This window comes from Actinophytocola sp. (genome assembly GCF_035712165.1).
Classification (GTDB): domain Bacteria; phylum Actinomycetota; class Actinomycetes; order Mycobacteriales; family Pseudonocardiaceae; genus DASYTH01.
This window is the reverse complement of record NZ_DASTBH010000567.1, coordinates 1-11,671: the sequence shown is the minus strand read 5'-3', so window position 1 is coordinate 11,671 and position 11,671 is coordinate 1. Positions and strand designations below refer to the sequence as shown.

General features: G+C 73.7%; 13 protein-coding genes, 1 pseudogene and 1 riboswitch. Of the genes and pseudogenes, 5 read left to right on the top strand and 9 right to left on the bottom strand.

The window, feature by feature from the left end:
* Positions 1-517: AAA family ATPase (locus VFO68_RS33005; protein ID WP_325162354.1), on the top strand; the 517-nt coding region annotated here is incomplete at its 5' end.
* A 41-nt stretch (positions 518-558) separates the two neighbouring features.
* Positions 559-876, top strand: coding sequence for a metalloregulator ArsR/SmtB family transcription factor (locus VFO68_RS33000; RefSeq protein WP_325162353.1), 318 nt, complete (start codon positions 559-561; stop codon positions 874-876).
* Here the strand turns inward: VFO68_RS33000 and VFO68_RS32995 are convergent.
* Together VFO68_RS32995 and VFO68_RS32990 are read right to left on the bottom strand one after the other, a co-directional pair.
* The gene (locus tag VFO68_RS32995) at positions 864-1,241 is read right to left on the bottom strand and encodes a VOC family protein (protein WP_325162352.1); all 378 of its coding nucleotides are present in this window, start codon (positions 1,239-1,241) and stop codon (positions 864-866) included. The two genes, VFO68_RS33000 and VFO68_RS32995, sit on opposite strands and share 13 nt — an antisense overlap.
* Before the next feature lie 13 nt (positions 1,242-1,254).
* Positions 1,255-2,109, bottom strand: coding sequence for an EamA family transporter (locus VFO68_RS32990; RefSeq protein ID WP_325162351.1), 855 nt, complete (start codon positions 2,107-2,109; stop codon positions 1,255-1,257).
* A 61-nt stretch (positions 2,110-2,170) separates the two neighbouring features.
* Here VFO68_RS32990 and VFO68_RS32985 point away from each other — a divergent pair, with 61 nt between their 5' ends.
* Positions 2,171-2,980 carry an enoyl-CoA hydratase/isomerase family protein gene (locus VFO68_RS32985; RefSeq protein WP_325162350.1) on the top strand — a complete coding sequence of 270 codons (810 nt, stop codon included), beginning with the start codon at positions 2,171-2,173 and terminating at the stop codon, positions 2,978-2,980.
* A gap of 139 nt (positions 2,981-3,119) precedes the next feature.
* On the top strand, positions 3,120-3,380 hold the full coding sequence (gene rpsT, locus VFO68_RS32980) for a 30S ribosomal protein S20 (protein ID WP_325162349.1): 261 nt from the start codon (positions 3,120-3,122) through the stop codon (positions 3,378-3,380).
* A gap of 52 nt (positions 3,381-3,432) precedes the next feature.
* On the opposite strand, the gene holA is transcribed toward rpsT, so the two are convergent.
* A complete protein-coding gene (holA, locus tag VFO68_RS32975) occupies positions 3,433-4,416 on the bottom strand; it encodes a DNA polymerase III subunit delta (protein ID WP_325162348.1) in 984 nt (327 codons plus the stop codon).
* Between the two features lie 154 nt (positions 4,417-4,570).
* A riboswitch (SAM riboswitch) is annotated at positions 4,571-4,698 on the top strand.
* A gap of 11 nt (positions 4,699-4,709) precedes the next feature.
* On the opposite strand from holA, the gene thrC reads away from it, so the two are divergent.
* Positions 4,710-5,975, top strand: a complete 1,266-nt coding sequence (gene thrC / locus VFO68_RS32970) for a threonine synthase (RefSeq protein ID WP_325162347.1) — start codon at positions 4,710-4,712, stop codon at positions 5,973-5,975.
* A gap of 288 nt (positions 5,976-6,263) precedes the next feature.
* Here thrC and VFO68_RS32965 read toward each other — a convergent pair.
* From VFO68_RS32965 to VFO68_RS32940, 6 genes and pseudogenes are all read right to left on the bottom strand, one after another.
* Positions 6,264-8,192, bottom strand: a pseudogene (locus VFO68_RS32965) (ComEC/Rec2 family competence protein); the annotation flags it as partial.
* A 200-nt stretch (positions 8,193-8,392) separates the two neighbouring features.
* Entirely contained in the window at positions 8,393-9,154 is a 762-nt protein-coding gene (locus VFO68_RS32960) for a ComEA family DNA-binding protein (RefSeq protein WP_325162346.1), read from the bottom strand.
* Between the two features lie 131 nt (positions 9,155-9,285).
* On the bottom strand, positions 9,286-10,140 hold the full coding sequence (locus tag VFO68_RS32955) for a DegV family protein (protein WP_325162345.1): 855 nt from the start codon (positions 10,138-10,140) through the stop codon (positions 9,286-9,288).
* A gap of 11 nt (positions 10,141-10,151) precedes the next feature.
* The gene (gene octT, locus VFO68_RS32950) at positions 10,152-10,880 is read right to left on the bottom strand and encodes a diglucosylglycerate octanoyltransferase (protein ID WP_325162344.1); all 729 of its coding nucleotides are present in this window, start codon (positions 10,878-10,880) and stop codon (positions 10,152-10,154) included.
* A 3-nt stretch (positions 10,881-10,883) separates the two neighbouring features.
* Positions 10,884-11,498 (bottom strand): histidine phosphatase family protein, encoded by a 615-nt coding sequence (locus VFO68_RS32945; protein WP_325162343.1) that lies wholly within the window; start codon positions 11,496-11,498, stop codon positions 10,884-10,886.
* The coding region (locus VFO68_RS32940; RefSeq protein ID WP_325162355.1) for an RsfS/YbeB/iojap family protein at positions 11,495-11,671 on the bottom strand (177 nt) is incomplete at its 5' end. The genes VFO68_RS32945 and VFO68_RS32940, both read right to left, overlap by 4 nt.

The following is an 11,671-nucleotide window of genomic DNA, read 5'->3' as shown; positions in this document are numbered from 1 at the left end:
GTCGTTCACCGACGGCAGCCCGCTGCTGTTCGAGCTGCTGAACCAGATGGAGGGGGTCGGGGCGGACGCGGACGTGACGTTCATGCTGACCACCAACCGGGTGGAGACCCTCGAACACGCGCTCACTGACCGGCCCGGACGGATCGACCTCGCGGTCGAGGTGCCCCGGCCGGACGCGGACGGGCGGGAGCGGCTGCTCCGGCTCTACACCCGGGACGTGCGGCTGGACCTGCCCGATCCGGGTCCGCTGGTGGCGGCGACCGAGGGGGCGACCGCCTCGTTCATCCGGGAGCTGGCCCGCCGGGCGGTGCTGGTGGCGCTGGACCGTGGCGACGAGGCACCGGTCCAGCTCGACGAGCCGACGCTGCGCACCGCGCTGGACGACCTGCTGGCCGAGCGCAACGCGCTGACCAGCAACATCCTCGGCGGCTCCGGGCGGGAGTCGCCGCCGGCCGGTCCGCTGCCCTATCCGTCGTTCCCGACCCCGGGGATGCAGGCCTACGCACGGCCCCGCTAGCGGCCGGCGCACACATATGCCGATCTAGTTATATTTAGGTGGTGACGACGACCTTCGCCGTGCTCGCCGAGCCGACCCGGCGGCGGATTCTCGATCTGCTGCGCGACGAACCGCGGTCGGTCGGCGACCTCGTGGCCACGCTGGGCCTGACCCAGCCCGGCACCTCCAAGCACCTCAAGGTGCTCCGCGACGCCGGCCTGGTCACGGTGCGGCGGGACGCGCAGCGGCGCTGGTACGAGCTGCGTCCCGAGCCCCTTGCCGAGATCGACGCCTGGCTCGCGCCCTATCGCCGGCTGTGGTCGGACCGGCTCGACGCCCTGGAACGGCATCTGGACCGGATGGACGATCAGTCCCGCTGATCCTTCCGCAGCGGATGATCGTCCGGGATCTCCACCAGCACGATGCGCAGCCCGTCCGGGTCGGCGATCCACATCTCGCGCAGGCCCCACGGCTCCACCCGAGGCTCGCGCACCACCGGCACGTTCCGCCGGGCGAGCTCGTCCGCCGTGCCGGCCAGGTCCCGGACCTGCAGCCACAGCACGACATCCGGCCCCGGCCCGGTCTCTCCCCGGCCGGACACCTCGAGGAACCCGGCCCCGGCGAAGAACACCGTGCCACCCGGAAACTCCCGGTACACGGCCAGACCCAGGACATCCCGGTAGAACGCCACGGACCGGTCCGGATCCCGGGGCCGCAGCAGAATCCGGCTGCTCAGCACCTCCATGGCCTCCACCCTGCTACACCGCGATGGCGGCCACACCCGCGAGTACCACCACCGCACCGGCCAGCCGGCGGCCCGGGTGCGGCTCGCCGAGCAGTCGCCACGCCGCCAGGCTGCCGAACACGATGCTCAACTCCCGGGCCGGCGCCACCATGCTCACCGGCGCCAGCCGCAACGCGAACAGCACCAACAGGTAGGCCAGCGGCGAGAGCACGGCGATCGCGAGCACCAGCCGCCAGTGCGCCCGCCACAACCCCGCGACCTCGCCGCGCCTGGCCACCGCCACCGGGCTGAGCAACGCGAACTCGCACAGCGCCGAGCCGGCCAGCAGGACCTGCGGCGGAACCGCCAGTGCGGTCACCGCGTGCGCGTCCCACAGCGTGTAGCCGGCGATCAGCGTTCCGGTGGCGAGCCCGTAGAGCGCACCGGCCGACCGGGCGGCCGCGCCGGAACCGAGCCCGCCGATCACCAGGATGCCGGCCACCACGATGCCGGCGCCGGCCAGCGCGAGCACCCCGGGCCGCTCGCCGAACAGCAGCACGGCGGCCAGCACCGCGAGCAGCGGCCCCGACCCGCGCGCCAGCGGGTAGACCACCGACAGGTCGCCGACGGCGTATCCCCGTTGCAGCAACACGAAGTAGACCAGGTGCAGCAGACCGCTGACACCCATGGCCAACGCCCACACCGGGCTGGGCGTCTGGTCGAGAACGAGGACGGTGACGAGGACCAGCGGCACGCACACGGCCGCACTGACCGAGCCGTACAGCCAGACGAACGCGGTGCCGCCGTGCGGAACCCGCTTGGCACACAGGTTCCAGCCGGCGTGCGCCAGCGCGGCGGCCACCACGAGCACGATGGCGGCGGGATGCATGCGGTCCCCCCTTTCCGCGACATACGCCGGCCAAGCTACCCCGGGCTGCCAGGATGGTCGGATGCACGACTACGCCAGCCTGTACCCGAGCCTGCGGTTCGCCGACCTCGGCTCCGGGGTGCTCGAGGTGACCATGTCCGCGCCCGGCCGGCTCAACGCGGTCGGCCATGAAGGACACCGCGACCTTGCCGGGGTGTGGACCGCCATCGACGGCGACCCGGACGTGCGGGTGGCGATCATCCGCGGCGAGGGCGGGGTGTTCTCCGCCGGCGGCGATCTCGACCTGGTGGCCGACATGGCCGAGGACTTCGCGGTGCGGATCCGGGTGCTGCGCGAGGCCCGCGACCTGGTCTACAACGTGATCAACTGCGCGAAGCCGGTGGTCTCGGCGATCGAGGGGCCGGCCGTGGGCGCCGGGCTGGTCGTCGGACTGCTGGCCGACGTGTCGATCGCCGCGCGCACCGCGCGGATCATGGACGGGCACACCCGGCTCGGCGTGGCGGCCGGCGACCATGCCGCCATCGTGTGGCCGCTGCTGTGCGGGATGGCCAAGGCCAAGTACCACCTGCTCACCTGCGAACCGCTGTCCGGCGAGGAGGCCGAGCGGATCGGGCTGGTGTCGCTGTGCGTCGAGCCGGACGCGCTGCACGAGACCGCCCGCAAGGTGGCCAACCGGCTGGCCGCCGGGTCGCAGAGCGCGATCCGGTGGACCAAGTACGCGCTCAACAACTGGCTGCGTTCGGCCGGTCCGATCTTCGACGCCTCGCTGGGCCTGGAGTTCCTCGGGTTCGGCGGACCGGACGTGACCGAGGGCATCGCGGCGATCCGGGGCAAGCGGCCGGCGGAGTTCTCCGGGCCCGCGTCGGAGTGACGCTCATCCGTTGTTATTCTGTGTCGTCGTGCCGTGCGGCATTCCGCCAGGGAGGAAGCCCGCACCGGTCCTTTCGGACCAGCGGGGCCAGCACAGATGCGGCACGAACACCCCGTGATCGACACTGAGGAGTCACCGCATGGCCAATATCAAGTCTCAGATCAAGCGGATCAAGACGAACGAGCGCCGTCGGCTGCGCAACAAGTCCGTCAAGTCCTCGGTGAAGACCGCGATCCGCAAGTTCCGCGAGGCCGCTGACGCCGGCGACAAGGACAAGGCCATCGTGCTGCTCCGCGACGCCAGCAAGAAGCTGGACAAGGCGGCCGGCAAGGGCGTCATCCACGCCAACCAGGCCGCGAACAAGAAGTCCGCGATGGCCAAGCGCGCGAACCAGCTCTGAGCCACTCCGCCGAGCCCCGGTCAGGTCCCCGACCCGGCCGGGGCTCGCGCTTTTACCGCTCCTGCACGCGATGTGCGGCGGCGAGCCGCAGCACGGCACGTTCGAGCGCGTAGTCGGGATCGGCTGCCACGCCCTTGACGTCGGCGTTGACCTCGGCGACCACCTGCATCGCGTCGACCAGACCGGCCGGGTGCCAGCCCCGCGACTGGGCCAGCGCCTTGCGCACCTTCCAGGTGGGCATGCCCAGCTCGGAGGACAGCCGGTAGGGGTCGGCACGACCGTGCCCGGCGACCTTCGCCACGGTCCGGACCGCGTCGGCCAGGGCGTCGGCGACCAGCACGTGGGGGACGCCGAGCTGCATCGCCCAGCGCAGCGCCTCGAGCGCGCCGGCCACGTCGCCGGTGATCGCCCGCTCCGCGACGGCGAAGCCGGTCACGTCCGCACGGCCGCGGTGGTAGCGGCGCACCGCTTCCTCGGTCACGGTGCCGCCGGTGTCGGCGACCAACTGGGCCGCGGCCGAGGACAGCTCGCGCAGATCCGAGCCGACCGCGTCGATCAGCGCGACCACGGCCTCCCCGTCGCTGCGGCCACCCGCCCGGCGAATCTCGTTGCGCACGAACGCCTCGCGCTCGGCCGGCTTGGTGATCTTCGCGCACTCGGTGACCGTCGCCCCGGCCGAGCGCAGCGCCGCCATCATGTCCTTGCCGGGCTTGCGCCCCGCCCCGGTGTGCACCACGACGAGCACGATGCCCTCGGCGGGCGCCTTGGCGTAGGAGATGATCGCGGCGGCGATCTCCGCCCCGGCCTCGTGCGCGCCGTCGAGCACGATCACCCGACCCTCCGCGAACAGCGACGGGCTGACCAGCTCGGCCAGCTCCGGCGGTGTGAGGTCGGCCACCCGCGCCCTGGTCAGCTCGGCCGCCGGGTCAGCCAACCGGGTGGTCTCGAAGGCAGCCCGGACGGCCCGTTCGACCAGTAGCTCCTCCTCGCCGAGCACGAGCTGTAGCGGCGGCGGAGTCACGACGGGGGCATTCACCGACGACGTCCCTTCACGGCCGCAACTGTGCCAGAACACCGCCGGTGCGCCCTGACAACCCTCTTGAATCGTGCGCAGCGGGTTGGCCCAGCCCGGGTCCGGTGCCGTACGGTGTTCAGCAGACCCGCTTCGCGCGGGTGACACAACCGAATACCGCTCATCCAGAGGGGCAGAGGGAACGGCCCAAAGAAGCCCCGGCAACCGGCGTCAGCCACACCTCATCGCGCAGGACGGCAACGACCACGGTGCCAATTCCGACCCGTACCGCGGGACAGATGAGGAGTGACCTCGCGATGACTTCTGTCGGTGTGCCCAACCACACGACCACCAGCTTCGACCTTGGCCCGGCCCGTGGCCTGTCCTGCCGCGAATGCGGCCACCGCATCCCGCTCGTCGCCGAGTTCGCCTGCGCCGAGTGTTTCGGCCCGCTCGAGGTCGCCTACGAGTTCCCGGCGATCACCCGGTCGGACATCGAGGCGGGTCCCCGATCCATCTGGCGGTACCGGCAACTGCTGCCCGTTCCGTCCGATGTGGACAGTCACCCGAACACCGAGCCCGGCCTCACCCGGCTGGTGAAGGCCGACCGGCTGGCCGCCGCCCTCGGAGTCCGATCGCTGTGGGTGAAGGACGACACCGGCAACCCGACCCACTCGTTCAAGGACCGGGTGGTCGCCGTCGCGCTGGCCGCGGCCCGGCAGCTCGGCTTCTCGGTGCTGGCCTGCCCGTCGACCGGAAACCTGGCCAACGCGGTCGCCGCCGCGGCGGCCCGGGCCGGGTGGCGGTCGGTGGTGTTGATCCCCTCCTCTCTGGAACGCGCCAAGGTGCTGACCACCGCCGTGTACGACGGCGACCTGATCGCCGTCGACGGCAACTACGACGACGTCAACCGGCTGGCCACCGAGCTCGCCGCCGACCACGAGGACTGGGCGTTCGTCAACGTCAACGTCCGCCCGTACTACGCCGAGGGTTCCAAGACGCTCGGCTACGAGGTCGCGGAGCAGCTCGGCTGGCGGCTGCCCGACCAGGTGGTCGTGCCGATCGCCTCCGGCGCGCAGCTGACCAAGGTGGACAAGGGTTTCCGGGAGCTCGGCGAGCTCGGCCTGGTCGAGCCGACCCCCTACCGGGTGTTCGGCGCCCAGGCCACCGGATGCTCACCGGTGTCCGCGGCCTTCAAGGCCGGCCTCGACGTCGTCGCCCCGGTCAAACCGAGCACCATCGCCCGGTCGCTGGCGATCGGCGCCCCCGCCGACGGCCCCTACGTGCTCGACGCGGTCCGGCGCACCGGCGGCGCGGTGGAGGACGTCTCGGACGAGGAGGTCGTGGCCGGGATCCGGTTGCTGGCCCGGACCGAGGGCATCTTCGCCGAGACCGCCGGTGGCGTCACCGTCGCCACGGCCAAGAAGCTGATCGAGACCGGCCAGCTCGACCCGGACGCCGAGACGGTCCTGCTGATCACCGGCGACGGCCTCAAGACGCTGGACGCGGTCCAGGACCACATCGGTCCCAAGGCGACCGTCGCGCCCTCCGCCGACGCCGTGCGCCAGGCCCTGGCCGGCTGAGTTTCGCGACGGCGGCGCCCGCGCCCGGCCGCGCGGGACCGCCCGTGGGCCGTCCGCGGCGGGGACGACGGCACTGTCGCCCGCGGTGTCGGTGCGCAGCACCTGGGTGCCGTTTTCGGTGAGGTAGCTCAGGGTTCGCTCGCTCGGATGCCCGTAGCGGTTGCCGGCGCCCACGCTCACCACGGCGATTCGGGCGCCGACCGCGTCCAGGAACTCCGGTGCCGCGAACCGGGAGCCGTGGTGCGGAACCTTGAGCACGTCGGCGCGCAGGTCCACGCGGGCGGCGAGCAGGTCGGCCTGAGCGGCCAACTCGATGTCGCCGGTCAGCAGCACCCGCCCGGCCGGCGTGTCCGCGCGCAGGATCAGGGAGGCATTGTTGATCTCCGTTCCGTCGGCGTCGAGTCGGGGCACCGCCTCGGCCGTCGGCGGCCCGAGCACCTCGATGGCCAGGCCCGGCCAGGTCAGCCGCTGCCCGACGTCGAGCTGGACGACCGGTACCCCAGCCCGACCGGCGTCGTCGACCACCTCGTCCCAGGCCCAGTCCGGCGCCCGGGCCCGCCCGACCGCCACGCCCCCCACCGGCCGGCCGGCGAGCACGCCCGGCATGCCGCCGACGTGGTCGGCGTGCAGATGGCTCAGGATCAACAGCGGCACACTGTCCACTCCCAACCTGTCGAGGCAGTCCGTGACCGGTCCGGGCTCCGGCCCGGCGTCCACCACCACCGCCCGCCCGGCGTCCCCGGTGGACAGCACCAGGGCATCGCCCTGACCCACGTCGCAGGCCACCATCGCCCAGCCCGCCGGCGGCCAGCCCGGTGCGAGCACCCGCACCGGAACGATCACGGCGAGCACCGCGACCAGGCCGGCGAGGAGCGCCGGCCGAACGCGCCGGTACCGGATCGCACCGGCCACGGCCAGGATGACCGCCAGCAGCGCCAGCCCACCCCACCAGCCGGCCGGCCAGTCCACGGTGGCACCAGGCAGGCCGGCGGCATGCCGGGCGAGCATGAGCAGCCAGCTCACCTCCGGCCCGGCCAGCCGGACCAGCAGCTCAGCCGGCCACGGCGCGACCGGAGCGAGCACCGCGGCCAGCACCCCGAGCACCGTCGCCGGTGCGACGACCGGCGCGGCCAGCAGGTTGGCCAGCACCGCGACCAGGCTGACCTGACCGGCCATCCCGGCCACCAGCGGCGCCGTCACCAGATGCGCCGCCGCGGGGACCGCGAGCGCCTCGGCGACACCTCGGGGCAGGCCACGCGCGGCCAGCCCGTCGGCCCACCGGGGTGCGAGCAGCACGAGCCCGCCGGTCGCCACCACCGAGAGTGCGAACCCGATGTTGACCGCCATGCCGGGGTCGGCCAGCACCAGCACGATCACCGCGGTGGCCAGGGCCGGCAGCGCCACCCGCTCCCGGCCGGTGGCCAGCGCCAGCAGACCGACCGCGCCCATCACGCCCGCCCGCAGCACGCTGGGCTCCGGACCAGCCAGCACGATGAACCCGAGCAACGCGAGCCCGGCGCCGGTCGCGGAGCCGCGCGGGCCGAACCGCAGCGCCCGCATCAGCAGCAGCACCGCGACGCAGACAATGGCCAGGTTGGCCCCGCTCACGGCGAGCAGATGCGCCATGCCCGCCGACCGGAACTGCTCGACCACCGGCTCGGGCAGCGCGTCGGTGTCGCCCACCACCAGGGCACCCACCAGCGCGGCGGGCTCCGGATCGAGGACCCCGGCCGCCGTTCGCAGCCCGGACCGCAACACCTGCGCGGCGCGCTGCCACCCGGCCGCCGCACTCACCGCGCCGGGCGGGCCGCGGACCCGCAGCACGGCCACGGTCGTCCCGCCGGGCCGGGCCGGCGCCAGCTCCGCCTCCAGATCCACTCGCTGACCGGGCAGCAGCCGAGCCCAACCGTCCACCGGAGCGATCAGCAGCACCTCGCCGGTACTGGCCACCGGTTGGCCGGCCACCACCGCGTGGCGCACCGTCGCCGCCACGAGAACCGATCGCACCCCGCCCTGCCGGCCGCCGAACCCGGCCGACGTGACCGGCCGCGGCCGCTCGGTGAGCTCGACCCGAAACGCGCCGACGGCGCCGCGCGCGGCGGCCGGACGCAGCGGATCCGTGGCCACCTCCCGCAGCCGCCCGGCGACCGGAACCGCCGCCGCGAGGCCGCAGACGAGCAGCGCGCCACCCAGGCCGAGCCAGGTCCGGCGAGTCATCCCGACCCGCCGGCCGGGCGGGATCAGCAGCGGCGCCATCCCGGCCAGACTCGCGGCCAGACCGACCGCCACGGCCAGCCAGGCGCCCAGGAGCAGGCCCAGCAGCGTGGCCAGCCACACCGCCGCCGCGGCCGGCACCAGGCACCAGTCCGGCCCGCCGCGGAACCGGACGCCGGGCCGCACCGGTTCGCACCCGAGTCTCATTGGACCACCACCAGGTCCCTGAGCTGGGCGAACCGGGCCGGACCGATCCCCTCGATCTCGCGTAGCTGCTCGATCCGGGTGAACCGGCCGTGCTTGGTGCGCCAGTCGACGATCCGCTGGGCGGTCACCGTGCCCACGCCGGGCAGGGTGTCCAGCTGGGTCGTGGTCGCCGCGTTCAGGTCGATCCGGCCCGGCGGCGCGGCGCCGGGCGCAGCCGCCTCCGGTGGCGCCGGGACCCCGACGTAGATCTGCTCGCCGTCGGTGAGCCGGCGGGCGATGTTGAGCCCGCTGATGTCCACGCCCGGGGCCGGGCCTCCGGCGGCGCGCAGCGCGTCGGCGACCCGGGCGCCGTCGGTGAGGGTGACCAGGCCCGGCCGCTCGACCCGACCGACGACGCTGACCACGATCGACGTGGCAGCGGACCCGGCGCTCGAGGGCGGCACCGGTTCGGACGCGGCCCGGGCGACCGGGAGGTTCGGCGGGGCCTCCGGTTCGGCGCCCGAGGACAACGCCACGCCCGCCCCGGTGACCAGGACCAGCGCCAGCCCGGCGAGGAGCCCGAGGGACAGCCGCCTGCGCGGTGGACCGGCGCCGGGCAGCCATCGCTCCAGCAGCCGACCGGAACGCCACCAGGGCGGCGCCGGCTCGTCGATCCAGTCCTGCTCGGCCGGCGGCGGTGGCCCGGTCCCGGGCGACATCCGCTCGAGCCGGGACCGGGCCGGTGCTTCGCGCTGCGCTCGTCGCGTGGTCGTGAACATGGCGCCGACGCTAGGCCCGGGCGAACGAGGACGGCACCGGCGAACCGTCCGCTGTGGACGATCAGCGTCGCTTGTGGACAACTGCCGTCCCGTGCGCCGCCGCGCGACGAAACTGTCGGACCCCGGTGCGACTATGGAAGATTCGCGTCCGGACAGACGACCACACCGAGCATCCCCGGCCCGGTGTGCGCGCCGATCACCGCGCCCACCTCGGACACCACGCACCCGGAGGACCCCGGAACCCGTTCGTCGAGCCGGTTGGCAAGCTCGGCGGCGCGATCGGACGCGGCCAGGTGATGGACGGCCAGCCGCACCGGCATGTCTCCGGCGGCCGCGACCGCGAGTTCGACCAACCGGGCCAGCGCCCGGCCGGTGGTGCGCACCTTCTCCAACGGCACGATCCGGCCGTTGTCCACATGCAACACCGGCTTCACGGCCAGCGCCGTGCCCAGCAGCGCGGCACCGGCGCCGATCCGCCCACCCCGGCGCAGATACTCCAGCGTCTCGAGCATGAAGAAGGTCCGGCTGCCCGCCGCTGCTTCGACCGCGGCCTCCTCGACCGCAGCTGCCTCCGCCCCGCCGCAGGCCACCTCCGCCGCCCGCAGCACGGCGAACCCCAGCCCCATCACGGTCGTGCGCGAGTCCACGACCCGCACCCGGCCGCCGCCCACCTCGGTCGCGGCCAGCCGGGCCGACTCCCAGGTTCCGGACAGCTCCTTGGACAGGTGCACCGAGACCACCCCGGACGCTCCCGAAGCCAGCAACTCCTCGTACAACGGGATGAACTCGTCCGGGTTGGCCCGCGAGGTGGTCACGGTCCGCCGGCTGGCCAGCGCCGCCGCGAGCTCACCCGGGCCGATGTCGACGCCGTCCAGCACCGCCCGGCCGTCCACCAGCACACGCAGCGGGATCACGCGGACCGCGTGCCGCTCGGCGAAGCCCTCCGGCAGGTGCGCGGTGGAGTCGGTGACGACAGCGACTGGCACGGTCGATGAGCCTACGGGTGGTCCTCGGCTTTCAGCAGCGCGCGGATCACCTCGGCGAGCTCGTCGGCCACCGCCTGGTGCGCGTCCCAGCCCCAGTGCATCCCGTCCGGGTTGCCGTGCCCGCCCAACACGTGGTCACCGGTCAGCGCGGCCAGGTCGAGCAACGGCACGCCGGCGCGCTCGCCCCAGGCCCGGATCGCCGCCTCGGCACCCGACCGGGCGGTGTGCACGCACCCGTACGAGTGAGCCCGGTGGACCGGCGGCAGCACCCCCACCGCCGGCAGCTCGGGCCGCAGCGCCCGGATCGAGACCAGGATCTGGTCCAGGTAGCGCACGGTCAGCCGGGCCGGCAACGCCGCGGGGCGGCCGCGGGTGACCCGGGCCAGCCACGGCTGGGCGGCCAGGTAGCCCTCCCGGGCCAGCCGGCGCAGCCGGTCCGGCCGCACGTACCGCAGGCCCTGGCGGAGATAGGTGGGCAGCGGCGAGGGCAGCGTGTCCATGCTGCCGACGGCCAGCACCAGCACGTCGGCCTTGGGCAGCAGCGTCCACACCCGAGGGTCGCCGACCAGCGCCCAGTAGGCGTCCCGGGCGGTCCAGCCGAATCCGGCCACCAGCTCCGTGCGGCCGCCGAGCGCGGCCGACGCCAGGTTCGGCCAGAGCCGCTCGTCATCGGCCGGATGGGGGCCGTCGGGCCCGTGGAAACTCAACGAGTCACCGAACATCAACACTGTCGGCGTCATCGATCAGCCAGTGATCCCCGCGTTGTACTCGATCAGGCGCCAGGCTAAGCCGCTGGTGACCCGCCGTTCCAGCACCGACCAGTGGCAGTTGCCGATACCGCCCAGCTTTGCCCAGGCGGTGACCGGCAGTTCGAGCAGGTGCCCGGTCAGGGCCGTGGTCAGGCCGCCGTGCGCGCACAGGACCGCGGTCGACACGTCCTGGGTGTCGAGGTCGGCGACCACCTCGGAGGCCCGGGCGGCGACCTCGACCCGGGACTCGCCGCCCGGCGGTGACCAGGTCGGGTCGGTCTGCCAGATGCGCCGGCTGCCCGGCCACTGCTCGTCGATCTCGGCCCCGGTCATGCCCTGCCAGATGCCGAGGTTGGTCTCCCGCAGCCGCTTGTCGATACGCAACGAAACGCCGGTGGCGGTGGTGAACACCGTGGCCGTGTCGGTGGCCCTGCGCAGGTCCGAGGCCACCACCAGGTCCGGCGCGAACCGGGCGAGCACCGGCACCGCAAACCGGGCCTGGTTCCAGCCGACCTGGGTGAGCAACGAGTCGAGTTGGCCCTGCATCCGGCCGGACGCGTTGTAGTCGGTCTCGCCGTGCCGCCACAGCACGATCCGCCGAAGGGTCACGAGGCGCCGCCCTCCCCTCCGGGCATCGGGTCGAACTCGATGCGTGGGCAGTCCTTCCAGAGCCGTTCCAGGGCGTAGAAGGCGCGCTCCTCGGCGTGCTGGACGTGCACGACGATGTCCACGAAGTCCAGCAGCACCCAGCGGCCCTCCCGGGCGCCCTCGCGCCGCACCGG

Excerpts from the sequence above, each read along its gene's own strand:
- VFO68_RS32995 (WP_325162352.1), bottom strand. The coding sequence starts at position 1,241 with ATGGAGGTGCTGAGCAGCCGGATTCTGCTGCGGCCCCGGGATCCGGAC.
- VFO68_RS32990 (WP_325162351.1), bottom strand. The coding sequence starts at position 2,109 with ATGCATCCCGCCGCCATCGTGCTCGTGGTGGCCGCCGCGCTGGCGCAC.
- VFO68_RS32985 (WP_325162350.1), top strand. The coding sequence starts at position 2,171 with ATGCACGACTACGCCAGCCTGTACCCGAGCCTGCGGTTCGCCGACCTC.
- rpsT (WP_325162349.1), top strand. The coding sequence starts at position 3,120 with ATGGCCAATATCAAGTCTCAGATCAAGCGGATCAAGACGAACGAGCGC.
- thrC (WP_325162347.1), top strand. The coding sequence starts at position 4,710 with ATGACTTCTGTCGGTGTGCCCAACCACACGACCACCAGCTTCGACCTT.
- VFO68_RS32960 (WP_325162346.1), bottom strand. The coding sequence starts at position 9,154 with ATGTTCACGACCACGCGACGAGCGCAGCGCGAAGCACCGGCCCGGTCC.
- octT (WP_325162344.1), bottom strand. The coding sequence starts at position 10,880 with ATGACGCCGACAGTGTTGATGTTCGGTGACTCGTTGAGTTTCCACGGG.